Raw genomic sequence first — 25,401 nt, 5'->3', positions numbered from 1 at the left:
CCGGAACGAACGTGTCTTGTCACGATGATCAGCTGGATTTCCGGCCATTGCCGGGCGGCCGCCTGAGCGCCGCGGCGCTTTCGAGATGCCGCCGCAGCAGCTCGGCGGCGCGCTGCCGGTCGCCGGCCTCGATCTGGTCGAGAATGGCGAGATGTTCGCGGCAGTTCACGACGACGCGTTCATGGCCGAACGCCCAGTCGTAGTTGGCGAAGCGGCGCAGCCGGTTCTGCTGCTGTACCGACACCAGCAGGAAGCGGTTGCCCGAGGCGGCTGCAAGCCCTTCGTGAAACGCGGCATTCATCTCGAACAAGGCGATGCTGGCGGTCTCGCTCCAGGGCTGCTCCAGCATCGCCTGATGCTCTCGGCGCATCTCGGACGCCCAGGCCGGATCGAGCCGGAAGCCGGGCTCGAGCAGACCGGCGGGCTCGACCACGAGCCGGAAGCGGTAGCTCTCGGCGCGGGCGTCGGCGTCGGCGAGACTGGGCGCGAAGCGCCAGCCATGACCCGGCTTGCGCTGGACCGCCGCGACCTCCGCGAGCCTGGCGAGCACGCGCTGCACCAGCGGGCGCGTGGCCCTGTAGCGCTGCATCAGGTCGGCCTCGGACACGTCGAGCGGCAGCCGCCCGGTTCGGCGGTCGCGGGCGATCGCCAGGAACAATTGTTCGGTCTGCTCCGGAACAGGTTTGGCCGGCGCCTTCGCGGCAGGAGCCGTTGTGTCGCCGACGAAATAGCCGCGCAGCGCGCCGCGCTGGATCAGGCGCTTGGAGGCCAGCAGCTTGAGCGCGGCGCGCACCGGTGTGCGCGACACCTGCAGGCGCTCGGCGAGCGCGACCTCGGCGAGGCGCGTGCCCGGCTCCATGGCGTCGCTGCGGATCAGTTCGAGAATGTCGGCCGACAGCTGCTGCTGCAGCCGGCTCGGCGCGGTCCGGGAGGAGAGTGAAGATTTTTGTTTCATGTCATCACAAAATACATTAGGGTTCCCGAGAAGGCAAAGAGAAGTTCAGCCGGGAGCGAAAGCAAAACAGCTGAGCAAAGAGTGAAGCAAAGAGTTCAGCCGAGGACGTTCTGCGACCGTGATGATCGAGCCGTTTCCCCTGATCGAAATTTCCGGCGCGCCGCATGCGCGCGGCGTTCAATACGGCCAGCAGGCGGCCGCGCGCATCCGCAAGGGCACCACACATTATCTGTCGCAGCTGAAGGACCTGTCGCTGGACGCCGCCGGGGTGGCCGCGCTGGTCCGCGACTATCTGCCCGTGATCGAGGCGTTCGAGCCTGACTATCTCGAGGAGATGCGGGGCATTGCCGCGGGTGCCGGCGTGCCGTTCGAGGACGTCGTGCTGCTGAACGCGCGCACGGAGATCCTCAAGCTGGCGCGGCCGAAGGTGCGGGCGCGGCTGAAGACGCCGGACGAGCCGGATGGCTGCACCGGCGTCGTCGCGCTGCCGGCGGCGACGGCGCACCGCCGCCTCATTCATGCGCAGAACTGGGACTGGAAGCGCGAATGCGTCGAGACCGCCGTGGTGCTGCGGGTCAGGCGCGATGACGGGCCCGATCTGCTGACCTTCACCGAGGCCGGCGCGCTCGGCCGTTCCGGCTTCAATGCAATCGGCGTCGCGATCACCGCCAACTATCTGGAATCCGATCGCGACTATCGCGAGGTCGGCGTGCCCCTGGCGCTGATCCGCCGCAAGGTGCTGGAGAGCGAGCACGTCGCGCTGGCCATGCGCACGGTCTATTGCACGAAGAAATCGGCCGCCAACAACATGATCGTCAGCCATTGCGAGGGCGTCGCGATCGATTTCGAATGCGCACCCGACGAGACGTTCCAGGTGCATCCGGAGCGGGGACTGCTGGTCCACGCCAATCACTTCGTGAGTCCGATCGCGCTCGGCAAACTCAAGGATACCGGCATCGCCAACACGCCGTGCAGCCTCTATCGCGACATTCGCGTGCGCGAGCTGCTGCAGCCCGTGATCGGCGCGATCACCAAGGATGCGGTGAAATCGGCGTTGTTCGACAATTTCGCCGACCCGTGGTCGGTGTGCCGGCCGCCGCGGCGCAATCTCAGCAACAATCTCAGCGCCACCGTCGCGATGATCGTGATGGAGCCGGCCGAGGGGATCATGGAGGTGGCGCCGCTGCCGGCCTTGAACAGGGAGTTCACCGCCTACCGGCTGGACATGTCGGCGACCGCGACCTCGGCGGCGAGCCGGCCGGCGACGGCGATGGTGTCGTAATGAAGAAGGGCAGGCGAGCGCACTGGCTGTTCGCGGGCCTCGTGCTCGCTGCGCTGCTGGCCGATGCCGCATCTGCCGGTGCCGAAACGCTGCTGCGCGCGCGGCTCAATGCCGACATCCGCTCGACCGATCCTGGCACCAACCGCGACGCCAACACCGACGGCGTGATCGCCCATGTCGTCGAGGGGCTCGTCGCCTTCCGCGACGACACCTCGGTCGGGCCGATGCTGGCCGACAGCTGGACGGTCTCGGACGACGGCAGGACTTATACATTCAAGCTGCGCCAGGGCGTCAAATTCCACAACGGCGCCGTCATGTCGGCGAGCGATGTTGTCTGGTCGCTGGAGCGCTGGCTCGATCCGGCCACGCAATGGCGTTGCCTCTCGGAGTTCGGCCCGAGCGGCATCGCCCGCATCGAGAAGATCGTCGCTGTTGATCCTCAAACGGTGACGGTGACGCTCGACCAGCCGACGGCGCTGTTCCTGCCCACGCTCGCGCGCCCCGATTGCGGCCAGACCGCGATCCTCCATCGCGAGTCCGTCGGCGCCGACGGCAAATGGATCGCGCCGATCGGCACCGGCCCGTTCAAGCTCGGCGAGTGGAAGCGCGGCCAATATGTCGATGTGATCAAGTTCGACGCCTACAGCTCCCGCAGCGAGCCGCGCACCGGCCTGACCGGCGCCAAGACCGCGGCGGTCGACCGCGTGCGCTTCAACGTCATTCCGGACAGCGCGGCCGCCAAGGCCGGCCTGCTCAGCGGCGCGCTCGATGTCATCATGAGCCTGTCGATCCCCGACATGGACGATCTGAAGACGCGCCCCGATGTGCAGGTCAGCGCCACCCCATCGCTGAGCATGACCGGGCTCCTGTTCCAGACCCGCGATCCACTGCTGCAGGACGCGCGCATCCGCCGCGCGATCGCGCTGGCGCTCGACATGCCGCAGATCGTGGACGTCGTCATGGAGGGCACGGCCAAGGCGAACAATTCGGCGCTGCCGATCGGCAGCCCGTTTCACGGCAGCGTGCAGGAGCAGGGCTATCAGCAGGACCTGACCGAGGCCAAGACGCTGCTCAAGGCAGCCGGCTATCGCGGCCAGCCGATCAAACTGATCACCAACAAGCGCTACAGCTTCGTGTTCGATGCCGCCGTGCTGGTGCAGGAGATGGCGCGCGCGGCGGGGATCAATATCGAGCTCGAGGTGCTCGACTGGGCGGCGCAGCTCGACCGCTACAATCGCGGCGACTATCAGGCGATGACCTTCATCTATTCGGCCCGGCTCGATCCGTCGCTGAGCTTCGAGATGCTGACAGGACCGAAGGCGACGCAGCCGCGCAAGGTGTGGGACAACGCTGAGGCGCAGGCGATGCTGCGGCAGTCGATGCTGACCTCCGACCCGGCGAAGCGCCAGGCGCTGTTCGACGAGATGCACCGGCGCTTCATCGCCGACGTGCCGATGATCGTGCTGTTCAACGGCTCGGAGCTGACCGCGTTGCGCAAGGCGGTGAAGGGTTACGCCGGCTGGCTCTTTCCCCAGGCGCGCTTCTGGGGCGTCAGCCTGCAGCCTTGAGGCCGGAGTGTCATCATGATCGGTTACCTGCTGCGCCGCCTCGTCACGACGATTCCGACGCTGCTGATCGTCGCCATCGCGGTGTTCCTGCTGGTCCGCCTGATCCCTGGCGACCCCGTGCAGGTGATGCTCGGCGATGCCGCCGATCCCGCGCAGGCAGCCCTGCTCAAGCAGCAGCTCGGCCTCGACCGTCCCGTTCCCATCCAGTTCCTGTATTGGCTCGAGCGGCTCGCGCACGGCGATCTCGGCCACTCCATCACCAACGGCTTGCCGGTGCTGCCGCTGATCCTCGAGCGCTTCCAGGTCAGCGCCGTCATCGTGCTGATCGCGGTCGCCATCGCCGCCTGCATCGCGGTGCCGGCGGGACTGATCGCGGCGTGGCGGCAGAACAGCGCGGTCGATCTGATCATCGTCGGCAGCGCCACGCTGCTGCTCTCGATCCCGAGCTTCTGGCTCGGCCTGCTGCTCCTCCTGCTGTTCGGCCTCAAGCTGAAATGGCTGCCGGTGGTCGGCTATGTCCCGTTCTCGGAGAGTTTTGCCGGCGCCGCTCTATTCATGGTGCTGCCGGTCGTCACCCTGGCCATGATCGAGGTCGGCGTGCTCACGCGCATGGCGCGCGCGGCCTCAATCGAGGTGCTCAGGTTGGAATACGTCACCCATGCCCGCGCCAAGGGCGTGCCGGAATGGCGGGTGCTGGCGCGGCACGTGCTGCCGAATGCGTTCGCGCCGACCTGGACCTTGATCGGCCTGGTGCTCGGACATCTGCTCGGCGGCATCGCGGTGATCGAGACCGTGTTCACCTTGCCCGGTCTTGGCCGGCTGCTCGTGGACTCGATCTTCGCGCGCGACTATCCGGTGGTGCAGGGCTGCCTGCTGTTCACGGCGCTGATCTACGTCGTCGTCAACCTGATCGTCGACCTCTGCTATCCCTTGTTCGATCCCAGGGTGGCCGCGGCATGAGGATCAGGGCCAACACGGCGATCGGCGGCATCCTGATCGCGCTGCTCGGCGGCACCGCGCTGGCCGCGGTGGCCTGGACGCCGTTTGATCCGCTGCGCGTCAATCTGCGCGCAAGGCTGCAGCCGCCCTCGGCGCAGCATTGGCTGGGCACCGACGAGTTCGGCCGCGACGTGCTCAGCCGGATCATGGCGGGCGCCTCGACCAGCGTGCTGGTCGCGGTCGCGACCGTCGTGCTCGCGGTCACCGTCGGCGTGCTGATCGGCAGCGTCAGCGGCTATTGGCGCGGCTGGGCCGACCGGCTGATCATGGCGGTGAACGATGCGCTGCTGGCGTTTCCCGGCATTCTCCTGGCGCTCGGGGTGATGATCGTGATCGGCGCCAACAGTATTGGCATCGTGCTGGCGCTGGCGCTCGCCTACATGCCCTCGGTCGCGCGCGTGGTGCGCGGCACCGTGCTGTCGCTGCGCGAGAAGGAGTATATCGAGGCCTCGCGCGTGCTCGGCAATTCCGAACTCTACTCGCTGTTGCGGCACGTGCTGCCCAATGCGGTGGCGCCGGTTGCCGTGCTCGCCACCAGCATGTTCGGCTGGGTGTTGCTGGCCGAGAGCGCGCTGAGTTTCCTGGGCCTCGGCGTGCCGCCGCCGGCGCCGACCTGGGGCAACATGCTGGCGGCGAGCCGACCCTATATGGAGAATGCCGCCTGGCTCAGCATCGCGCCCGGCCTGTGCATCGCGCTGACCCTGCTCGGCATCAATTTGCTCGGCGATGCCTTGCGCGACCGCCTCGACCCGCGGATGGCGCAGCGATGACGGCGCCGCTGCTGCAGATCGAAGGCCTGGGTATCGCCACGGCAGCCGGTGCGCCCATCGTCCACGATGTTTCGTTCGAGATCGGGCGCGGCGAGTTCGTCGCCGTGGTCGGCGAGTCCGGCAGCGGCAAGACGGCGGCGGCACGCGCCGTGCTCGGGCTGCTGCCCGCAGGGTTGGTGCGCGGCCAGGGACGCATCCTGCTCGATGGCGAGGATCTGACCGCGCTGTCGCAGCGGCAGCTGCGCGCGCTGCGCGGTCCCGTCATCGGCATGGTGTTCCAGGAGCCGATGGTCTCGCTCAATCCGGCGCTCACGATCGGCGCGCAGATGATGGAGGGGCTGCGGCTGCACGAGCGGATCGCCAAGGACGAAGCGCGGCGGCGCTGCCTGGACATGCTGGCGCGGGTGCAGATCCGCGATCCCGCCAGGACCTTCGACGCCTATCCGCATGAATTCTCCGGCGGCATGCGCCAGCGCATCATGCTGGCCTCGGTGATGCTGCTGCGGCCCAAGCTCCTGATCGCCGACGAGCCGACGACGGCGCTGGATACGCTGACGCAGCGCGAGGTGCTGGATCTGATGGTCGGCCTGGCGCGCGATCACGGCACCGCAATGATGCTGATCACCCACAATCTCGGCCTGGTCGCGCGCTATGCGCAGCGCGCCGTCGTGCTGTGCCGCGGCCGGCTGGTCGAGACAGGGACGGCGCAGCAGGTGCTGACGTCGCCGCGCGAGGCTTACACGCGCGAGCTGGTCGAGGCCTTGCCGCGCCGCGCGGCGGCAGGGAGCCGTCCGCCCGCGCAGGACGTCGTCATGGCGGTGCGCGGCCTGAAGGTCGCATTCCCCGGCCGTCAGCGGCTGTTTCGCCGCGACGCCGGGCACATGGCGGTGGACGGCGTCGACCTCACCATCCGCGCCGGCGAGACGGTGGCGGTGGTCGGCGGCAGCGGCTCGGGCAAGACCACGCTCGGCCGCGCGATGCTGCGGCTGTTGCCGCTCGCATCCGGCGAGGTCCGCTTTCTCGGCCGCGACGTGACGTCGGCGACCGGCCGGGAGTTCCGTCTCGCGGCGCAGCTCGTGTTCCAGGACCCGTACTCCTCGCTCGATCCGCGGATGCGGATCGGCGACATCGTGGCTGAGCCGCTGCGCCACGTTGCGCTGCCGGGTGCGGAACGCGCGAGCCGCGTGACGGCGATGCTGGAGGAGGTCGGGCTGTCCGGCCTGGCGCAGCGCTGGCCGCACGAACTGTCCGGCGGACAGCGCCAGCGGGTGGCGATCGCGCGCGCGATCATCCGGCGGCCGGCCTTCGTCGTCGCCGATGAGCCGGTCTCGGCGCTGGACATGACGATCCAGGCGCAGGTGTTGAAGCTGTTCGAGCGGCTGCAGGCGCAATACGGCTTCGCCTGCCTGTTCATCAGCCACGATCTCGCCGCCGTCGAGCAGATCGCCGACCGCGTGGTGGTGATGCAGGCCGGACGGATCGTGGAGCAGGGCAGCCGCGACGACGTGTTCGACCGGCCGCAGCACGACTACACCAAGGCGCTGCTGGCGGCCGCCCCGATCGTGGCGTTTTCCGATGCCGTGCCCGCCTGAGGCGGACGGGCCGGTCGCGCCTGAATCAGCTCGCCTTGCGCAGACGGGTTTCGGCCGCCGGGCCCGCGCGCAGGTTCTGGAAGAATTTCTCGACCTCCTGCGCCAGCGTCTGCGCCGTGGAGTTGAGGTCTCCGGAGGCCGACAGGACGGACGCGGCGGCGGTCGAGGTCTCGCCGATCGCGTCGCGCAGCGAGCCGATGTTCATGACCAGCGTCTGGTTGCCCTGGGCGGTCGACTGCGCATTGACCGAGATCTCGCGCGTCGCCTGATCCTGCTGCTGGATGGCGTTGGAAATGTTCGTGGTGATCTCGTTGATGCCGCGCACGGCATCGCCGATCTCCCGCACGGCATCGACCGCGGTCTTGGTCGAGGACTGGATCAGGCCGACGTTCTGGCTGATCTCCTCGGTCGCCTTGGCGGTCTGCCCGGCCAAGGCCTTGACCTCGTGGGCGACGACGGCGAAGCCGCGGCCGGCCTCGCCGGCGCGGGCGGCCTCGATGGTGGCGTTCAGCGCCAGCAGGTTGGTCTGCTCGGCGATGGTCTGGATCAGCGTCAGCACGCCGTCGATACGCTGGGTGGCGGCGGCGAGTCCCTCGATCTCGGTGATCGACTTCTCGGTGCGCTGGCCGGTCTGCTCGACCGCGCCGGCGGACTGGCGGATCTGGCGGCCGATCTCCTCGACGGAGGCCGACAGCTCCTCGGCGGCGCTGGCGACCGCGGAGACGTTGGTCGAGGCCTGTGCCGTGGCGCCGGTCGCGGTGACGGCGCGTTCATTGGCATCCGCCGTCAGACGCGTGATCGTCTCGGCGGTGTGGCGCATGGCGGCAGCGTTCTCGGTCACGGTGCGCATCACGCCGCCGATGGCGGTGCGGAACTCCTCGACCGCCTTTTCGATGTGGCGCGCGCGGGCCTCGCGGATTTCGGAGTCCTGCGACACCTGGACGTTCAGATCGCGGTTATGCGCCATCGCCTGCTGGAACACGCCGATGGCGCGGGCCAGCTCGCCGACCTCGTCGGCCCGGCCGGCATGCGGCACCTCGACGTTCTCGGCGCCGGTCGCGACCTGGCGGATCGTGTCGGTGATCTGGGACAGCGGACGGGCAATCGAGCGGGCGATGATCACGACGCCGGCCACGACCAGCAGCAGCATCACGCCGCCGAGCAAAGTGAGCACCAGCGAGAGCCTGCGGTTGATCTCGGTGTCCTCGCCGATCCTGCGGCCGCGCTCGAGATAGACCTTGGAGAGCTCGTCGAGATCCTTGTTCAGGGCGGAGCGGACCGAGCGGTTGGCGTCGTTGTCGCCCCATTCGCGGCCTGCGGCGGGGCTGATCTCGTTGGCACGGCGCACCAGCTCCTTGCGGAACTCGACGAACTGCTCGATCCGCTTCTTGAAGGTCGCGAACTGCTGCGCGTCGTCGGCCTGGACGATGCTCTGCCACTTGTCGACGATCTTGAGGATCTCGGCGTTGAACTTCAGCAGCCCTTCGCCATAGCGCTTCACGACCGCCGGATCGGTCGACATGTAGACGCCGCGCGATTCCATGACGACCGCGTAGACCAGCCCGTTGACCGACTGCACGTTGAGCGCGGCGAGGTTCGCCGTCTCGATCGCCTTGGTGAGCTCGGCGGCGCGTCGCGAATTGTAGTCCGACAGCCAGGTGATCGCGGCAGTCAGCACGGCGAACAGCGCGAAGATGGCGTAGAGCTTGACCGCAAGGGAGTGCCGTGTGGCCGTCGTCGTTGACGTCAGACGTGTGGTCATGAGGTGGGATACCGGCGGGTGTGAACTGCGACGCGGAACGATTGTTCCTTAATAATTATGCGAAATGTTCATGGAGAAAGCGTTAAGTGGACATCATCAGTATGATGCAACCCCCGCGCACTTCGCTTTGTGTTTCAATCGATTAGCTGGATTTTCCCAGGTGCTGGCGCGGCGCTCGGTCCGTTCGATTACGGAGGCCGCCGGGGGGCCGGCAGCTCTCGCAGCCTTGCAATTGCGTTGCACTGGTGGCGGGCGCGCGAAGGCGCGGCAGGCCTCGCCGAGGCGACTGCGGTCAACTGCGGCCATATGGCTCGCGCTGACATTCCGGCGCGAGGACGAGCTGATTGGAGTGTTCGCCGTCCGCCTTGCGTCCGCGTGCGGTCCGACGCCGCAGCAGCTCAACTTTTCCGGAAGGGGTGGCGAAGGTTTCGCGCCCGCCGTAAGGTAGCCGGATAGCAGGTTGTTGCGAGGACGATCGATGAGATTCGAAGGCATCGAAACGACACGCCGCATTCTCTGTGTGTTCCCGCGCTACACGTCTTCGTTCGGGACCTTCGAGTACGCCTATCCGCTCACGGACGGCATCCAGGCGTTCATGCCGCCGCAGGGGCTGCTGCTGATCGCGGCCTATCTGCCCAGCCGCTGGCAGGTGCGCTTCATCGACGAGAACATCCGTCCCGCGCGCGACGAGGATTTCGCCTGGGCGGAGGCGGTGTTCGTCAGCGGCATGCATATCCAGCGCCAGCAGATGAACGACATCTGCCGGCGCGCGCACGCCTTCGACCGGCCGGTCGCGCTCGGCGGCCCCTCGGTGAGCGCATGCCCGGATGACTATCCCGAGTTCGACTATCTGCATGTCGGCGAACTCGGCGATGCCACCGACGCGCTGATCGAGCACCTCGCCCGCGACGTGTCGCGGCCCGCAGGCCAGATCGTGCTGCGCACGGCCGAGCGCGTGGCGATGACCGATTTCCCGGTACCCGCCTACGAGCTGGCCGAGGTCAGCAAGTACTTCCTCGGCAGCATCCAATATTCCAGCGGCTGCCCGTATCAGTGCGAGTTCTGCGACATCCCCGGTCTGTATGGCCGCAACCCGCGCATCAAGACGCCGCAGCAGATCATCGCCGAGCTCGACAAGCTCCGGGAGTGCGGCGTCACCGGCTCGGTCTATTTCGTCGACGACAATTTCATCGGCAACCGCAAGGCGGCGATGGACCTGCTGCCGCATCTGGTCGAATGGCAGAAGCGCACCGGCTATGTGATGCGGCTCGCCTGCGAGGCGACGCTCAACATCGCCAAGCGCCCCGAGATCCTGGAGAAGATGCGCGAGGCCTATTTCATCACCATCTTCTGCGGCATCGAGACGCCGGATCCCGAGGCGCTCACCGCGATGCAGAAGGACCACAACATGATGGTGCCGATCCTGGAGGGGATCAGGACCATCAACAGCTACGGCATGGAGGTCGTCTCCGGCATCATCATGGGGCTCGATACCGACACGCCGCAGACCGCGGACGCGCTGCTGCAGTTCGTCGAGGAGAGCCGGATCCCGCTGCTGACGATCAACCTTTTGCAGGCGCTGCCGAAGACCCCGCTGTGGGACCGTCTCGCGCGCGAGGGCCGGCTGGTGCAGGACGACAGCCGCGATTCGAACGTCAAGTTCCTGATGCCCTATGACGAGGTGGTGTCGGCGTGGCGCCGCTGCATGGAGGTCGCCTATGAGCCGGAGCGGCTCTATGCGCGCTACCAGCATCAATGCGACCACACCTATTCCAACCGCATCAAGGTGCCGGTCAGCGACGAGATGAAGACCTGGCCGAACATCCGTCGCGGGCTGGTCATGATGGGCAAGATCTTCTGGAAGGTCGGCGTTCTCGGCGACTACAAGCGGCCGTTCTGGCGGTTCGCCTGGACCCAGCTGAAGCGCGGCGAGATCGAGAACTTCATCGCGGTGGCGATGATCGCCCATCACCTGATCATGTTCGCGCGCGCCGCCTCGCACGGCCATCAGAACGCGTCGAACTACTCGCTGCGCCTGCGCGAAGCAGCTTTGCCGGCGGCCTGAGGCGCGCGCCCGTTCCCTGAACCGGCGCGCGCCTCGCCGCGACCGGACAGGCACGCAACGTGCGTGTTGCCTGAGCGAATCAGGTTTCGGGCGTCTCGGCGGCCGCGTGTCCGCAAGGTCTTTTCAACCACGGCAGAATCGTGGCGTCATCCGCGGCGCGAGCCGCTCGCCGTCTTGTGTGGCGCCCCTGGTTGCGGCCGGGGTGTGAACCCTGCTAGACCGCCGTGCGACGAATTTCTGCGTATTTTCAAGGATTAGCTTCGGCTGCGGGCCACAATGCGGTCATGTCAGCTTCGCTGAGTGGCCTTATTTCTGCCCTATGCGCTCAGGCCTCCCCGAATGGGGCCGCGCCGTAACCACTGGACCCCCACATGCTGGAAGTCAGGCACGACAACGAAGTCCATGTCGAGAAGGTCGAGCAGCGACCGGCCGACAGCATCGCCTTCGGGCTGGAGCGCCTCGGGCTGCTCGCCGTCAAGGTGCCGGTGCTGTCGTGCATCGTCCTGCTGCTGCTGATCGTGGCCGCCGTGTTCGGCATCAAGCGCATCCAGATCGATGATTCGCTGAGCCAGCTGTTCCGCTCCGACAGCAAGGAATTCCATCAGTACGAGGAGGTCACGAAGAAGTTCCCGGCCGAGGAGTTCGACGTGCTCGTCGTCGTCGAGGGCAAGACGCTGCTCGCTCGCCAGAACCTCGAGAAGCTGCGCGACTTCGTCACCGATCTGCAGCTGGTCGAAGGCACGCGCGGCCTGGTGTCGCTGTTCTCGGCCCGCCAGGCGCCGGCGCCCGGCAAGCTGCCGGCGGCGCTGTTTCCCTCCGAGCTGCCGGAGGGCGAGGCCTACGACAAGTTCATCGAGACCGTGAAGTCCAACGAGATCATCCGCGGCAAGCTGCTGTCGGAGGACGGCACGCTGGCGCTGATCGTGCTGTCGCTCGAGCCCAAGGTGGTCGCCTCGAACGACCTCGGCAAGGTCGTCGGCGACATCAGAAAGCTGATGACGGATGACCTCGCCGATACCGGCCTGAATGTGCAACTGTCCGGCGTCCCCGTCATGCAGCTCGAGATCCGCAACGCGGTCGAGCGTGACGGCCTGACCTACAATGTCCTCGGCATTCTCGCCGGCTGCATCATCGCCATCATCTTCTTCCGCAAGATCTCCTTCATGATCGTGGCGGCGTTCCCGCCGCTGATCGCGATCATGCTCGCGCTCGGCGCGCTGGGCTGGGCGAATTTCAACCTCAACATGTTCCTGAACGTGATGACGCCGCTCATCATGGTCATCAGCTTCTCCGACTCGATGCAGCTGACCTTCGCCGCGCGCGACCGCCTGATCGCAGGCCAGGACAAGGTGACGGCTTTCAAGAACGCGGTGCTGGTCGTCGGTCCGGCCTGCGTGCTGACCCACGCCACCGCCGGCATATCCTTCATCGCCCTGCAATTCTCCGACAGCGACCTGATCCGCAAGTTTGGCGAGGCGGGGCTCGCCGCCACCGTCATCGCGCTGCTCGCGGTGCTGTCACTGGTGCCGGTGTTCGGCGTGCTCCTGGTGCGCAACGAGAAGACGTTCGCGGTCAAGTTCCAGGGCGCCGATGCCGGCGTCCAGGCGCTGCGCAATTTCTGCTACTGGATTGCGGTGCGCATGGTCGGCCGCCCCGGCCTGTTCAGCCTGATCGCGGTCGTGTTCGTCGGCTCGCTCGCGGTGGTCTATGCGAGCCTGGAGCCGCGCTATCGCCTCGCGGACCAGGTGCCGGACAAGCGTCAGGCCGTGGCCGCGAGCAACCGTCTCGACGCCAAGCTGACCGGCGCCAATCCGGTCAACGTGCTCATCCAGTTTCCGAAGGGCGCCTCGCTCTATTCGCCGGAGACGCTGCAGACGATCGCCGACGTCCACGCCACGGTCGAGAAGACCGCCGGCGTCGGCAATGTCTGGTCGGTGGAGACGCTCAGGCGGTGGCTGGCCGAGAAGGCGCAATCGTCGGATACCGCGACCTTGCAGGAATACGTCAACCTGATCCCCGAGCATCTGGTTCGCCGCTTTATCGACAAGGAGCAGGACGCCGTGGTCGTCGCCGGCCGCGTGCCCGATCTCGATTCCAGCCAGCTGCTGCCGGTGGTCGACAAGCTGGACCGCGAGCTCGATGCGGTCAGGAAGAAGCATCCCGGCTACGAGGTCGCCGTGACCGGTCTTGCCGCGATCGCCGCGCGCAATTCCGCCAGCATGATCGAGAAGCTCAACCACGGGCTGACGATCGAGTTCGCGCTGGTGGCGATGTTCATCGGGCTGGCGTTCCGCTCCTGGGTGGTGATGCTGGCCTGCATCCTGCCGGGCATCTTCCCGGTGGTGATGTCCGGCACCGTGCTCTGGGCGATGGGCGAGGGGTTGCAATTCGCCAGCGTCGTCGCGCTGACGGTCTCGTTCGGGCTCGGCCTGTCGGCCACGATCCACTTCCTCAACCGGCTGCGCATGGAGAGCGCGCCCGGTGTCAGCGCCGCGATCGCGGTCGAGCGGGCGACCGTGCTCGTTGGACCGGCGCTGATCCTCACAACGGTGGTGCTGGCCTGCGGTCTCGTCGTCACCGTGTTCTCCGACCTGCCGTCGCTGCGGCTGTTCGGCTGGCTCAGCGCCTTCTCGATGGTGGCGGCGCTGTTCGCCGACCTCTTCATCCTCCGGCCGACCGCGATGTTCCTGATCAACCTGTCGCAGAAGCTGAAGCGCAAGCCGGTGTGAGGTGAGGGGCTGGTCCTCGCCACACCCACAACTGTCATCGCTGCGAAAGCGGATGGTGTAGAGCCCACACACACCTGTCATCGCCCGGCTTGACCGGGCGATCCAGTACGCCGCGGCCTATCGGCTCTATCGCCACCGCCTCTGGAATACTGGATCGCTCGGTCAAGCCGGGCGATGACAGCGATGGACTGGGGCGCGTCCAATCCTACGGAGGCACGCAAAAACTAAACGGCCCTGACATCGTCAGGGCCGTTTGCTTGTTCAGCGATGAATGGAGCCGATCAGGTCTTCGACATCGTGATGTTGACGCCGCGGATCTCGCCCTTGGAGGAGATCTGCACGACCTGCTTGTTGCCGCTGGTCCGCAGGGAAATGCTCGCGGCGAAGCCGGCCGCCTGCACGAACACGTCGATCTGGCCGTTGCCGGCGGTGCCCTGCAGCTCGCCGTTGACGTTGCGGCTCGATTCGCTCCAGTTGCCGGAAATGCGATCACCCTGGCTGGTGACGTCGCTGGACAGGTCGAACTTGTAGCTGTCGCTGGCGCATTGCAGGCTCTGCTTGAGGTTGGCGCCGGCGACCCGATAGCTCGCCTTGCAGCGGATGCGCTCGGTGGTGCCGTCGGACAGCGCGACCGTGCCGTTGCCCGACCAGGAACCGTCGAAGCCGGCGAACGGGCCGGACTGCGCATGGACTGCCGTTGCGGTCAGGATCAGTGCTGCGCCGAGGCTGGCGGCCTTGACGACGCGCCCGGAGAAAGATGAGCCGAACAGTTTCATATCGAGTTTCCCATCCAAAATGACACCGCTGTGCCGGCGTGAGCCGCCGCTTCGAACACTTTGGTGTTCTCGCCGAAGGTTAGGTTCAAATGACAGCCGGTCGGGCGCTGCGACCGGATGTCATCATTATCGTCGGCACCCTGCGACGGCATTCGCGCCGCACGGCCTTCGCCACAAAACCGCTGCCGCAACCCCAACGGCGCCGCATCTAACGGTCCCCGCGGCACGCATGCAACAGCCAAATGCGAAAAACGCCGCTTGAGAATAACGCCCTAGTATCAACGCCTTGTTTGTGCCAAAGCTGAAGACGTCCGAGCGTGATGGCTCGGCATCATAGGGCGCGAATTTGGCCGCATTTGGCAGCGTACCTCCGGCGCTGGGGGGCTTGCGGTCCTTGCCAAACCAAACAGGTGTTTCCCGGGCAGCATCGGCAATCCCGGGAGGTGGCCTCTGCTGTCAAAATGAAGGAACACGATGCGTAAGATTTGTCTGGCACTTTCCCTGCTGTCTCTGACCGTTTCCACCGCCGCCTTCGCGCAAGGCGGGCGTGGCACCGCCGAGGAGCAGGCGGCCTGCACCCGCGACGTTCAGAAGTTCTGCCGTTCCGTGATCGACCAGGGCGATTTCACCATCCTGGCGTGCCTGAAGGAAAACCGCTCCAAGATCAGCGCCGATTGCGACAAGGTGCTGAAGACCCACAACCAGTAAGCGGTTGCCGTCCGGAACGGCTGTTTCCGGACTTTCTTGGTTAATGGCCGTCGGCGCGCCCCGCACAGGGCTTCCGGCGGCCTGTCCGCGTTTCTCGCCTCCCATCGATTGCATTGGTTTTAGCCGGATCTTGGCCTATATGGAGGCCAGCAATCCGTTCGCATCAGCGAAGCGGCGGGCATTGTTTTCGGTAACGCCCTTTCAACCTGATAGCTGTTTCGTCCATGACCACCGCGAGCGATTTGCGATCCGGCAAGACACACCGGGACGAGAACTTTCCGGTCGCCTCGTGGATCATCCGTCCCGAGCACCGGGCGCTGATTCTCGCCTTCTACAATTTCGTGCGCACCGCCGACGACATCGCCGATCATCCGAGCCTGCCCGGTGACGAGAAGCTGCGGCTGCTCGATCTGCTCGAGGCCGAGCTGACGGGCACCGGCGAGACCCAGGACGTGGCGGTCAGCCTGCGCCGGGCGCTCGCCACGCGCGGCATGCCGCCGCGCCACGCGCTCGATCTCCTGGTCGCGTTCCGCATGGACGTGACCAAGCTGCGCTACGAGAACTGGGACGAGGTCATCCACTACTGCCGCTATTCGGCGATGCCGGTCGGCCGCTTCATGCTCGACGTGCACGGCGAATCGACGGCAACCTGGCCGGCCTCGGACGCGATCTGCGCCGGCCTGCAGATCAACAATCACCTGCAGGATTGCGGCAAGGACTACAAGGCGCTCAACCGCGTGTATCTGCCGCGGGATGCGCTGGCCGAAGCCGGCGCCACCGTCGAGATGCTCGGCGAGGCGAAATCTTCGCCGCAGCTCCTGAGCTGCCTGCAGAAGCTTGCGGTCCGCAATGCGGCGCTGCTCGAGGAGGGCAGGGACCTCAACAGGGGCGTGAAGGATTTCCGGTTCGGGCTCGAGATCGCCGTCATCCAGGCGTTTGCCGACCGCATCGTGGCGCTGCTCCAATTGCGCGATCCCCTCAGCGAGCGCGTGCACCTGACGCCGGCTGGCATGCTCGGCCTCACCGTCACGTCGGTCATGGGCGAGATCGGCCGCCGCGTGGCCGGCCGTCATCCCCAGACCAAATCGGCGGCCGGCGCATGACCCTCGAAGCAACTGCAGACACGATCGATCACGGCACGGCGGCGTCGGGCAGCTCGTTCTACGCGGCCATGCGCATCCTGCCGCGCGCCCAGCGCGATGCGATGTTCCAGGTCTACAGCTTTTGCCGCGAGGTCGACGACATCGCCGATTCCGATGGCCCGCGGCCCGAGCGGCTGGCGGCCCTGCAGAAATGGCGCGACGACATCGACGCGCTGTACCAGGGTAACCCGCCGCCGCGGCTGCGCGACTACGTCGCCTCGGTGAAGACCTTCGGCCTGAAGCGCGAGGATTTCCTCGCCATCATCGACGGCATGGAGATGGACGTGCCGCAGGAGATCCGCGCGCCGGATCTCGCCACGCTCGATCTCTATTGCGACCGCGTCGCCAGCGCCGTCGGCCGGCTCTCGGTGCGGATCTTCGGCATGCCCGAGGAGGACGGCATTCTGCTCGCGCACCATCTCGGCCGCGCGCTGCAGCTCACCAACATCCTGCGTGACATCGACGAGGACGCGGCGATCGGCCGGCTCTATTTGCCGCGCGAGGCGCTGCTGTTCGCCGGCATCACCGGCGACGATCCGGCGAAGGTGACGCAGGAGCGCGCGCTGCCGAAGGTCTGCAATTCGGTGGCGGTGCGGGCCAAGACGCATTTCGAGAAGGCCGACGAGATCATGCGCCGCAACCGCCGCCGCGCCGTGCGCGCGCCGCGGATCATGTCGAAATACTATCGCGCCGTCTTCGAGCTGCTGATGGCCCGCGGCTTCGCGCTGCCGCGCGAGCCCGTCCGCGTGAGCAAGCTCACGAAGATCGGCATCATCCTCCGCTACGCTTTCATCTGATGACCAAGACCGCTCACATCATCGGCGCCGGGATCTCCGGCTTCTCCGCCGGCGTGCGGCTCGCGAATGCGGGCTACGTCGTGCATGTCCACGAGGCCACGCAGCAGCTCGGCGGCCGTTGCCGCTCCTATTACGATGCCGCGACCGATCTCGTGATCGACAACGGCAACCATCTCTTGCTGTCGGCCAATCACCACGTGCTCAATTACGCCCGCGCGATCGGCTCGGAGGCCGGGCTGGTCGGACCGAAGCAGGCGCAGTTCGCCTTCGTCGACATCAAGACCGGGCAGCGCTGGCTCTTGGATCTCGGCAGCGGCCGGCTGCCGCTCTGGGTGTTCGACGAGAGCCGTCGCGTGCCGGATACGTCGTTGGGCGATTACCTCGCGCTGTCGCCGCTGATCTGGGCCCCGACCTCGAAGACGATCGGCCATACGATTCCCTGCAAGGGCACGCTGTACGACCGCCTGGTGCAGCCGCTGCTGCTGGCCGCGCTGAACTGCGATCCGCCGGAGGGCTCTGCGGGGCTCGCCGGCGCCATCGTGCGCGAGACCCTGCTGGCCGGGGGCCAGGCCTGCCGTCCGCTGATCGCGCGCGATGGCTTGTCGGGCGTGCTGATCGATCCGGCGGTGAAATTCCTCGAAGGCAAGGGCGGCAGCGTCCGGATCGGCCGCGAGCTGCGCGGGCTGGAAAGCGCTGCGGGACGCGTGACCGGGCTGAAGTTCGGTGGCGACGAGACCGTGGCGCTCGGCGCGTCCGATGTCGTCGTGCTGGCCGTGCCGCCGCGGCCGGCGATGGCGCTGCTGCCCGGCCTGACCGGGCCGACCAAATATCGCGCCATCGTCAATGCCCATTTCCGCATCACGCCGCCGAAGGATTCACCGGCGCTGCTCGGCGTCGTCGGCGGCCTCATCGAGTGGCTGTTCGCCTTCCCGCAGCGGCTGTCGGTGACGATCAGCAATGGCGACCGGCTGGTCGACATGCCCCGGGAGGAGCTGGCGGCGGCGATCTGGGCCGACGTCTGCAAGGCCGCCGGCCTCTCGGCCGAGCTGCCGCCGTGGCAGATCGTGCGCGAGCGCCGCGCCACCTTCGAGGCGACGCCCGAACAGAACGCGCTGCGGCCGGGAACCAAGACGGCGTTCAGCAATGTGGCGCTGGCGGGCGATTGGACCGATACCGGCCTGCCGGCGACCATCGAGGGCTCCGTCCGCTCCGGTGACCGCGCCGCTGATCTGCTGCTCGGGCGGGGCTAATGGTCGGGCTCGTCTGCGCGTCGGAACCGGGCCGGCTCTCCATCCTCGGCGTCGCCCCGGCCTCCGAGCCGGGACCCAAGCGCCGCGGCGGTCGAAACTGGCGGGGGCGATGGCATACCCTGCCGCGAATCTCACATTTTCGTGGCGCAGTTTTTGCTTAAAGTTCCGTCAGTGGTGACGCTGAGTCACCCTTGTTCCATGTTGGAACAACGGGGGGCGGGACTAAATGGCAACACCGGGTAAAAAACGCAGCGTGTGCGGGTGCAGTGCGGCGCAAACGGGGTTTCCTCGCGGATTTTTTCTGCGTAATCCTCGGTTTGTTAAGGTCTTTCCGCTCTGGCGCCGCCGCGGCTTAAGGCTTTGGAACAAGAGACGGAGACGCCGGGTCCCGGCGTCCGAGAAGGTGTCAGGGGTCGGATAGTGAAGTTGGGGATGGGGGACGATACGTCCACGGATCGCCCGATCGATCCGCGGCCGGTGTTGGTCGTGACGGGACTCGTGCAGGAGGCTCGCATCGCTGCGGGGCCCGGCATGATGGTCATCTGCAGCTCGAGCGATCCGAAGCAACTGCGCTCGCTGCTCACCGTGTTCGACCCGACCTCGATCCGGGGCGTCGTCAGCTTCGGCGTCGCCGGTGGCCTCGATCCCAGCCTGAAGGCCGGCGACATCGTCGTGGCCACCGAGGTCGCTGCGGGCGATGCCCGCTGGCTGTCCGGCCTCTCTCTCCGTGAGGAGCACATCGCACGCGCCGCGCTGAAGAAGCGCCGCGTGGTGCGCGGCGTGCTCGCCGGGGCCGAGGAGGTGGTGGTGGCGAAGGCGCGCAAGGCGGCGCTGCGCATGAAGACGGGAGCCGCTGCCGTCGACATGGAAAGCCACATCGCAGCCGCCTACGCCGCCGAATACGGGCTGCCCTTTGCCGCCCTGCGCGTCATCTCCGATCCCGCCCATCGCACCCTGCCGTCGCTCGCCAAGGACGCGATCAAGCCGAATGGCGACATCGACCTGCCGATGATCCTGCGCGGCGTCGTCCGCAATCCGACCGTGCTGGGCGGTCTGGTGTCCACCGGCATCGAGTTCAACCGCGCCCTCCGCTCGCTCCGCGGCGCCCGCGACCTGCTGCTGAGTGGCCTGCTCGCCGCCGAGCAGTTCCTCGAGACCGAGACGCTGGCCGCCGCCGAGGCGTAGAGCCGGAACGGCAAGCGACCTCCTGTAGGGCTCGGCTCAATCAGCTTGCTCCGTCATTGCGAGCGCAGCGAAGCAATCCAGGGTGGTGTGCGGGATTCTGGATTGCTTCGCTGCGCTCGCAATGACGCGCGGACAGAGCTTCGCCCCAAGATGCAATGTCTGCGCTGCCGGCTGAGGCCCACGCATTCGCATTCTCTATCGACGGAACGAAAACGGCCGCCGGTTGCCCGGCGGCCGTTTCGGTTTGAGCTGGCGCTCTTCGCAGATCAGGCTGCGGTCGAGGCCTTCTGCTGCGCCTCGATGGCCTCGTCGCGGCGGATCTCGGAGAGGCGCTTCTGCACCTCGGAGGAGAACACGTACTGCGCCGGGCGCTGCTTGGAGAGGTCGATCTCCGGCGCCATCGGGCCCTCGGTGCGGATGCCGCGCAGCGACACCGCCATCGCCTTGATCGGGTTGCTGAGCGCCGCGTTGGCCGCGGTGGCCTCGTAGCCGCAATGCGCCATGCAGTCGGCGCACTTCTCGTACTTGCCGGTGCCGTAGGAGTCCCAGTCGGTGGTCTCCATCAGCTCCTTGAAGGTCTTGGTGTAGCCTTCGCCGAGGAGATAGCAGGGCTTCTGCCAGCCGAAGATGTTCCGGGCGGGCATGCCCCAGGGCGTGCACTCGAACTCCTGGTTGCCGGCCAGGAAGTCGAGGAACAGGCCGGAATGCATGAAGTTCCACTTCTTGCCCTTGCCGAGCTTGAAGACGTCGCGGAACAGCTGCTTGGTCTTGGTGCGGTTCAGGAAGTGCTCCTGGTCCGGCGCGCGCTCATAGGCATAGCCCGGCGACATGGTGACGCCGACGCCGAGCTCGGTGGTGAAGTCCAGGAACTTCGCGATCTCCTCGGCCGGGTGGCCATCGAACACCGTGGCATTGACGTTGACGGTGAAGCCGCGCGCCTTGGCGGCCTTGATCGCGGAGACGGCGCGGTCGAACACGCCCTTCTGCGACACGGCCTTGTCGTGATGCTCGCGCAGGCCGTCGAGATGCACCGAGAAGAACAGGTAGGGCGAGGGCTCGAACAGATCGAGCTTCTTCTCCAGCAGCAGCGCGTTGGTGCAGAGCGAGACGAACTTCTTGCGCGCGACGAGGCCGCGCACGATCTCGCCGATCTCCTTGTGGATCAGCGGCTCGCCGCCGGGGATCGCGACCATCGGCGCGCCGCACTCGTCGGCCGCGTCCCAGCACTCCTGCGCCGTCATGCGGCGGTTGAGGATCGCATCGGGATAGTCGATCTTGCCGCAGCCGGCGCAAGCGAGGTTGCAGCGGAACAGCGGTTCGAGCATCAGCACGAGCGGATAGCGTTTCCGGCCGAGAAGCTTCTGCTTCATCAGATAGGCCCCGATACGCAGTTCCTTATGAAAGGGGATTGCCATTACGTCTCTTCTTTCTGGACCAAACGAGGAGCGATCAGCCCGCGACCAGCTCGGCCGGCAGGCGGAATTCGATGTTTTCTTCCCGCCCCGGGACCACCGAGACCGCGACCGGTCCGATGCGCCGCAAGGCCTGTATCACGTCGTCAACGAGCACTTCGGGGGCCGAGGCGCCGGCAGTGATGCCGACGGCCTTGGCGTCCTTCAGCCAAACCGGATTCAGCTCGCTCCCATCTGAGATCAGATAGCTCGGGATACCGGCCTCGGTGCCGATCTCGCGCAGTCTGTTCGAGTTGGAGCTGTTGGCGGCGCCCACCACCAGGATGACGTCCACCAGCTTTCCCAGGTCCCTTACCGCAGATTGCCGGTTCTGTGTCGCATAGCAGATATCCCGGATATCGGGACCTTGAAGGTCTGTAAAGCGGGCCTGAAGGGCCGAAATGATGTCCTTTGTGTCGTCCACGCTGAGCGTGGTCTGGGTGATATAGGCCATCGGCGTGTCCAGCGGCAGGGGCAGGGCGGCCACATCGGCCACGTTCTGAACCAGATGCACCGGTCCGGGAACCTGGCCCATGGTTCCCTCGACCTCGGGATGGCCGGCATGGCCGATCAGCACCAGGGTACGGCCCTTCGCCATGTACCGCTTGCCCTGGTTGTGAACCTTCGTCACGAGCGGACAGGTTGCATTGAGCACCGGCAGCCCGCGGGCGGCGGCCTCCTCCTCGACGGAGCGGGCGACGCCATGGGCGCTGAACACGGTGACGGCGCGCGGCGGCACCTCGGACAAGTCCTCGACGAAGACCGCGCCCTTGGCCTTCAGGCTCTCGACCACGTGCTTGTTGTGCACGATCTCGTGACGCACATAGACCGGCGGACCGTGCTTCTCCAGCGCGCGCTCGACGATCTCGATCGCGCGCACGACGCCAGCACAAAATCCGCGCGGTTGCGCGAGATAGACCTGCAAGGGACTTTGCAAGGGACTCTGCAAGGGACGCCCGTCAGCCACGTTGCCTCACTTTCGACCTGCCACCTCCGTGCGTGCGATGGGGTGCAATATCCACACCAAGCGGATGCCCCATTTTGCCCGCGGATGCGCATGGAAGCGCAGGCTTTGTGTCAAAAATCGAGCCGAGAGGAAAGCCGGTTTGCAAGTCGCTCGCACATGATCTGCGGCACACAGCTCCCGAATGTGCTGAGGTATTTTAGTAATCATAAATTAATTCAGTCAAATGAGTGGCTTACACTCTCACTCGTTCGTCACTTTACCGCCGAGAACAGCCGCTATATCAGCCGCCCCCGACGGTTCCGTGCATCGCTCGACCTGATCCGCCGTCCAGGACCGTCCTCGTCTGCGAAGGCTGGGCCAAGGACCCGGCCAGACACCCGGCCGGGCTTGTTCCGAGCTGGGCGCTGGCTTGGGAACTCCGCCATGACGCGGACGTTTCCGCCCAGCTCTCTAAACCTTAGAAAGTCACGAAGTGCTGACCACGTTTGTCGTCTCGATCGTCAAGGCCTGCACCCGCTTTGCCTGGCCGACATTGATTGCGGGCCTGCTCTTGTCGGTGGGCGCGGGCATTTACACGGCGCGCCATTTCTCGATCAACACCGACATCAACAAGCTGATCTCGCCCGATCTCGACTGGCGCAAGCGCGACCAGCAGTACGAGCAGGCATTCGATCGGGACCGCATGATCCTGGGCGTCGTGGAGGCGGCGACGCCCGAGCTGACGGGCGTGGCCGCGGATGCGCTCGCCAACAAGCTGAAGGGCGACACCACGAACTTCTCTTCGGTCGAACGGCTCGGGGGCGGCGAGTTCTTCGCCAGGAATGGATTGCTGTTCCTGCCGACCGATGAGGTCAAGCAGCTCACGGACCAGTTCGCCGCGGCGGCGCCGCTGGTCGAGATCATGGCCGGCGATCCCTCGATCCGTGGCCTCACGGGGGCATTGGAGACCGGCCTGGCCGGCGTCAAGCGCGGCCAGGTCCAGCTCGACAATGCCGCGCGGCCGTTCGACTACATCTCGCAGACCGTCGAGACCGTGCTCGACAAGGGCGATGCGACCTTCTCCTGGCGCCAGCTCATCTCCGACAAGCCGCTCAGCGACAGCGACAAGCGCGCCTTCATCCAGTTCAAGCCGATCCTCGACTATCAGGCGCTGGAGCCGGGCAAGGCGGCGACGGATGCGATCCGGCAGGCGGCCGCCGAACTGGATTTTCCCAACCGCTTTCACGCGCGCGTCCGGCTGACCGGCCCGGTGCCGATCGCCAACGAGGAATACGCCACCGTGCAGGAGGGCGCCGTCGTCAACGGCATCGGCACCGTGGTCGTGGTGCTGATCATTCTCTGGATGGCGTTGCATTCGGCCAAGATCATCTCGGCCGTGTTCGTCAATCTGTTCATCGGCCTCGCCATCACCACGGCGGTCGGCCTGATGATGGTCGGCTCGCTCAATCTGCTGTCGGTCGCCTTCGCGGTGCTGTTCATCGGCCTCGGCGTCGACTTCGGCATCCAGTTCAGCGTCCGCTACCGCTCCGAGCGATTCAAGAACGACAATCTGGACCAGGCGCTCGCGGAGGCGGCGAGCCGCTCCGCCGTGCCGCTGTCGCTCGCCGCGATGGCAACCGCTGCCGGTTTCCTGTGCTTCCTTCCCACCGACTACAAGGGCATCTCCGAGCTCGGCGCGATCGCCGGCGCCGGCATGATCATCGCCTTCCTGTCCTCGATCACGGTGCTGCCGGCGCTGCTCAAGATCCTCAACCCGCCCGGCGAGAAGGAGCCGGTCGGCTACGCCTTCCTGGCGCCGGTCGACGAATTCCTCGAGAAGCACCGGGTGCCGATCATCGTCGGCACGCTGGGCCTCGTCATCGCCGGCCTGCCGCTGCTCTATTACATGAAGTTCGACTTCAACCCGATGAACCTGCGCAATCCGCATGCGGAGTCGATCGCGACCTATCTCGACCTGCGCAAGGATCCGAACACCGGCGCGAATGCCATCGACGTTCTGACCCGTTCCGAAACCGAGGCCAAGGCGATCGAGGCCAAGCTCGAGAAGCTGCCGGAGGTGGCGCGGGTGATGTCGCTCGACAGCTTCGTGCCCGAGGACCAGCCGGCCAAGCTGAAGCTGATCGCGCAAGGCGCGAAGGTGCTGGGGCCCGCGCTCAATCCGGATCAGATCGACGCCGCGCCGACCGACAAGGAGAATGTCGATGCGCTGAAGTCGACGGTCGACAATCTCCGGCGCACCGCCGGTGACGGCAAGGGTCCGGGCGCGGTGGCGTCGCGCCGCCTGGCCGATGCGCTGGCCAAGCTCGCTGGCGCCAGCGAGGCCGTGCGCAACAAGGCCCAGGACGTGTTCGTCGAGCCGTGGAAGATCACGCTGGCGCAGCTCAGCGCCACGCTGCAGGCGCAGCCGGTGACGCTCGCGAATCTGCCGCCGGATCTGGTGTCGCAGTGGAAGAGCAAGGACGGCCTGATTCGCGTCGAGGCGCAGCCGAAGGGCGATCCGAACGACAACGACAATCTCCGGCGGTTCGCCAATGCCGTGCTGACCGCCGAGCCGAACGCGATCGGCGGTCCGGTCTCGATCCTCAAGTCCGGTGACACGATCGTGAAGGCGTTCATCCACGCCGGCATCTATTCGCTGGTGGTGATCAGCCTGCTGCTGTGGGTGACGCTCCGCCGCTTCTCCGACGTGCTGATGACCTTGGTACCGCTCCTGGTCGCCGGCGCCGTCACGCTCGAGATTTGCGTGCTGATCAAGCTGCCGCTGAACTTCGCCAACATCGTCGCGCTGCCACTGCTGCTCGGCATCGGTGTGGCGTTCAAGATCTACTACGTGGTGGCGTGGCGCGGCGGCCGCACCAATCTGCTGCAGACCAGCCTGACCCGGGCGATCTTCTTCAGCGCGCTGACGACGGCGACCGCGTTCGGCAGCCTGTGGCTGTCGAGCCATCCCGGCACATCCAGCATGGGCAAATTGCTGGCGCTGTCGCTGGTCACGACGCTCGCCGCCGTGCTGCTGTTCCAGCCGGCCCTGATGGGCAAGCCGCGGGAGGTGCACGAATAGGTGCACACCGGAGTGAGTCGCAAAACGAAAAAAGCGGCCGAGGATCGGCCGCTTTTTTGATTCCGTCGAACCAAGCCGCGTCAGTGGGCGCGCGCGACGTCCGGCAGCAGGCAGATGTCGCCGATCTGATCGGCAGGCCTCGCGGCCGGCTTGGCCGCTGCCATTGCGCCGGTATGGGCGCCTGTCGTGGTCTTGGGCGCGGGAGCCGGTGCGATGGGTTTCTGCGTACCTTTCGCCATGCTGTTCACCGGGCTCGACGGGATCGGCGGCCCGACCCGCGTCCAGGTCTCGCCGCCGCACAGGAAGCCGAGAACGCATCCCTTGATTTCCAGGTGATCCGGA

Annotated in this window: 18 protein-coding genes and 1 pseudogene; 13 read left to right on the top strand and 6 right to left on the bottom strand. The window is 66.4% G+C overall.

The features are described from left to right. Positions 1–28: 28 nt before the first annotated feature. A complete protein-coding gene (locus tag BRAS3809_RS14570) occupies positions 29–955 on the bottom strand; it encodes a GntR family transcriptional regulator (protein ID WP_008962875.1) in 927 nt (308 codons plus the stop codon). 121 nt (positions 956–1,076) lie between these two features. Here BRAS3809_RS14570 and BRAS3809_RS14565 point away from each other — a divergent pair, with 121 nt between their 5' ends. From BRAS3809_RS14565 to BRAS3809_RS14545, 5 genes are read left to right on the top strand one after another with little or no spacing between them, the layout of a single operon-like run. Continuing rightward, positions 1,077–2,237 (top strand): C45 family autoproteolytic acyltransferase/hydrolase, encoded by a 1,161-nt coding sequence (locus BRAS3809_RS14565; RefSeq protein WP_008962874.1) that lies wholly within the window; start codon positions 1,077–1,079, stop codon positions 2,235–2,237. Beyond that, positions 2,237–3,805, top strand: a complete 1,569-nt coding sequence (locus BRAS3809_RS14560; RefSeq protein ID WP_240535676.1) for an ABC transporter substrate-binding protein — start codon at positions 2,237–2,239, stop codon at positions 3,803–3,805. Before BRAS3809_RS14565 ends, BRAS3809_RS14560 begins: the two co-directional genes overlap by 1 nt. A gap of 15 nt (positions 3,806–3,820) precedes the next feature. Beyond that, on the top strand, positions 3,821–4,765 hold the full coding sequence (locus BRAS3809_RS14555; protein ID WP_008962872.1) for an ABC transporter permease: 945 nt from the start codon (positions 3,821–3,823) through the stop codon (positions 4,763–4,765). Next, complete coding sequence (locus BRAS3809_RS14550) at positions 4,762–5,574, top strand: ABC transporter permease (protein ID WP_008962871.1); 813 nt, start codon at positions 4,762–4,764, stop codon at positions 5,572–5,574. Before BRAS3809_RS14555 ends, BRAS3809_RS14550 begins: the two co-directional genes overlap by 4 nt. After that, the gene (locus BRAS3809_RS14545) at positions 5,571–7,166 is read left to right on the top strand and encodes an ABC transporter ATP-binding protein (RefSeq protein WP_008962870.1); all 1,596 of its coding nucleotides are present in this window, start codon (positions 5,571–5,573) and stop codon (positions 7,164–7,166) included. Before BRAS3809_RS14550 ends, BRAS3809_RS14545 begins: the two co-directional genes overlap by 4 nt. 25 nt (positions 7,167–7,191) lie before the next feature. Here BRAS3809_RS14545 and BRAS3809_RS14540 read toward each other — a convergent pair whose 3' ends face one another. After that, positions 7,192–8,928 carry a methyl-accepting chemotaxis protein gene (locus BRAS3809_RS14540; RefSeq protein ID WP_008962869.1) on the bottom strand — a complete coding sequence of 579 codons (1,737 nt, stop codon included), beginning with the start codon at positions 8,926–8,928 and terminating at the stop codon, positions 7,192–7,194. Between the two features lie 478 nt (positions 8,929–9,406). Here BRAS3809_RS14540 and BRAS3809_RS14535 point away from each other — a divergent pair, with 478 nt between their 5' ends. Together BRAS3809_RS14535 and BRAS3809_RS14530 are read left to right on the top strand one after the other, a co-directional pair. Continuing rightward, positions 9,407–10,993: a B12-binding domain-containing radical SAM protein gene (locus BRAS3809_RS14535; protein ID WP_008962867.1), complete on the top strand. Its 1,587-nt coding sequence runs from the start codon at positions 9,407–9,409 to the stop codon at positions 10,991–10,993. A 371-nt stretch (positions 10,994–11,364) separates the two neighbouring features. Beyond that, entirely contained in the window at positions 11,365–13,722 is a 2,358-nt protein-coding gene (locus tag BRAS3809_RS14530; RefSeq protein WP_008962866.1) for an efflux RND transporter permease subunit, read from the top strand. 281 nt (positions 13,723–14,003) lie between these two features. Here the strand turns inward: BRAS3809_RS14530 and BRAS3809_RS14525 are convergent, their stop codons facing one another. Continuing rightward, positions 14,004–14,498: a hypothetical protein gene (locus tag BRAS3809_RS14525; RefSeq protein ID WP_008962865.1), complete on the bottom strand. Its 495-nt coding sequence runs from the start codon at positions 14,496–14,498 to the stop codon at positions 14,004–14,006. Between the two features lie 474 nt (positions 14,499–14,972). Here BRAS3809_RS14525 and BRAS3809_RS14520 point away from each other — a divergent pair, with 474 nt between their 5' ends. The 5 genes from BRAS3809_RS14520 to BRAS3809_RS14500 all read left to right on the top strand — a co-directional run bounded on the left by BRAS3809_RS14520 (position 14,973) and on the right by BRAS3809_RS14500 (position 19,580). After that, positions 14,973–15,206, top strand: a complete 234-nt coding sequence (locus BRAS3809_RS14520; RefSeq protein WP_008962864.1) for a hypothetical protein — start codon at positions 14,973–14,975, stop codon at positions 15,204–15,206. Between the two features lie 224 nt (positions 15,207–15,430). Beyond that, on the top strand, positions 15,431–16,309 hold the full coding sequence (gene hpnC, locus BRAS3809_RS14515; RefSeq protein ID WP_008962863.1) for a squalene synthase HpnC: 879 nt from the start codon (positions 15,431–15,433) through the stop codon (positions 16,307–16,309). Further along, on the top strand, positions 16,306–17,145 hold the full coding sequence (hpnD, locus tag BRAS3809_RS14510; RefSeq protein WP_008962862.1) for a presqualene diphosphate synthase HpnD: 840 nt from the start codon (positions 16,306–16,308) through the stop codon (positions 17,143–17,145). The genes hpnC and hpnD overlap by 4 nt, the downstream gene beginning before the upstream one ends. Continuing rightward, positions 17,145–18,395 (top strand): hydroxysqualene dehydroxylase HpnE, encoded by a 1,251-nt coding sequence (gene hpnE / locus BRAS3809_RS14505; protein WP_008962861.1) that lies wholly within the window; start codon positions 17,145–17,147, stop codon positions 18,393–18,395. Before hpnD ends, hpnE begins: the two co-directional genes overlap by 1 nt. Before the next feature lie 420 nt (positions 18,396–18,815). Further along, positions 18,816–19,580, top strand: coding sequence for a phosphorylase (locus tag BRAS3809_RS14500; protein ID WP_502685667.1), 765 nt, complete (start codon positions 18,816–18,818; stop codon positions 19,578–19,580). A 266-nt stretch (positions 19,581–19,846) separates the two neighbouring features. Here the strand turns inward: BRAS3809_RS14500 and hpnH are convergent, their stop codons facing one another. Further along, the gene (gene hpnH, locus BRAS3809_RS14495) at positions 19,847–20,995 is read right to left on the bottom strand and encodes an adenosyl-hopene transferase HpnH (protein WP_008962859.1); all 1,149 of its coding nucleotides are present in this window, start codon (positions 20,993–20,995) and stop codon (positions 19,847–19,849) included. Between the two features lie 34 nt (positions 20,996–21,029). Then, on the bottom strand, positions 21,030–21,956 hold the full coding sequence (ispH, locus tag BRAS3809_RS14490; RefSeq protein WP_008962858.1) for a 4-hydroxy-3-methylbut-2-enyl diphosphate reductase: 927 nt from the start codon (positions 21,954–21,956) through the stop codon (positions 21,030–21,032). 514 nt (positions 21,957–22,470) lie between these two features. On the opposite strand from ispH, the gene hpnN reads away from it, so the two are divergent. Then, positions 22,471–25,059 carry a hopanoid transporter HpnN gene (gene hpnN, locus BRAS3809_RS14485; RefSeq protein WP_008962857.1) on the top strand — a complete coding sequence of 863 codons (2,589 nt, stop codon included), beginning with the start codon at positions 22,471–22,473 and terminating at the stop codon, positions 25,057–25,059. A gap of 80 nt (positions 25,060–25,139) precedes the next feature. Here hpnN and BRAS3809_RS14480 read toward each other — a convergent pair. Then, positions 25,140–25,401: pseudogene (locus BRAS3809_RS14480) on the bottom strand (DUF2147 domain-containing protein); the annotation flags it as partial.

This window comes from Bradyrhizobium sp. STM 3809, from assembly GCF_000239795.1.
Taxonomy (GTDB): Bacteria; Pseudomonadota; Alphaproteobacteria; order Rhizobiales; family Xanthobacteraceae; genus Bradyrhizobium.
This window is presented reverse-complemented; position numbering and strand designations above follow the sequence as displayed.

Coding starts and splice junctions, on each gene's coding strand:
- hpnH (WP_008962859.1), bottom strand. CDS start 20,995: ATGGCAATCCCCTTTCATAAGGAACTGCGTATCGGGGCCTATCTGATG.
- BRAS3809_RS14550 (WP_008962871.1), top strand. CDS start 4,762: ATGAGGATCAGGGCCAACACGGCGATCGGCGGCATCCTGATCGCGCTG.
- BRAS3809_RS14570 (WP_008962875.1), bottom strand. CDS start 955: ATGAAACAAAAATCTTCACTCTCCTCCCGGACCGCGCCGAGCCGGCTG.
- BRAS3809_RS14535 (WP_008962867.1), top strand. CDS start 9,407: ATGAGATTCGAAGGCATCGAAACGACACGCCGCATTCTCTGTGTGTTC.
- BRAS3809_RS14520 (WP_008962864.1), top strand. CDS start 14,973: ATGCGTAAGATTTGTCTGGCACTTTCCCTGCTGTCTCTGACCGTTTCC.
- BRAS3809_RS14555 (WP_008962872.1), top strand. CDS start 3,821: ATGATCGGTTACCTGCTGCGCCGCCTCGTCACGACGATTCCGACGCTG.
- hpnC (WP_008962863.1), top strand. CDS start 15,431: ATGACCACCGCGAGCGATTTGCGATCCGGCAAGACACACCGGGACGAG.
- BRAS3809_RS14525 (WP_008962865.1), bottom strand. CDS start 14,498: ATGAAACTGTTCGGCTCATCTTTCTCCGGGCGCGTCGTCAAGGCCGCC.
- hpnD (WP_008962862.1), top strand. CDS start 16,306: ATGACCCTCGAAGCAACTGCAGACACGATCGATCACGGCACGGCGGCG.
- BRAS3809_RS14565 (WP_008962874.1), top strand. CDS start 1,077: ATGATCGAGCCGTTTCCCCTGATCGAAATTTCCGGCGCGCCGCATGCG.
- BRAS3809_RS14545 (WP_008962870.1), top strand. CDS start 5,571: ATGACGGCGCCGCTGCTGCAGATCGAAGGCCTGGGTATCGCCACGGCA.
- BRAS3809_RS14530 (WP_008962866.1), top strand. CDS start 11,365: ATGCTGGAAGTCAGGCACGACAACGAAGTCCATGTCGAGAAGGTCGAG.
- BRAS3809_RS14540 (WP_008962869.1), bottom strand. CDS start 8,928: ATGACCACACGTCTGACGTCAACGACGACGGCCACACGGCACTCCCTT.
- BRAS3809_RS14560 (WP_240535676.1), top strand. CDS start 2,237: ATGAAGAAGGGCAGGCGAGCGCACTGGCTGTTCGCGGGCCTCGTGCTC.
- hpnE (WP_008962861.1), top strand. CDS start 17,145: ATGACCAAGACCGCTCACATCATCGGCGCCGGGATCTCCGGCTTCTCC.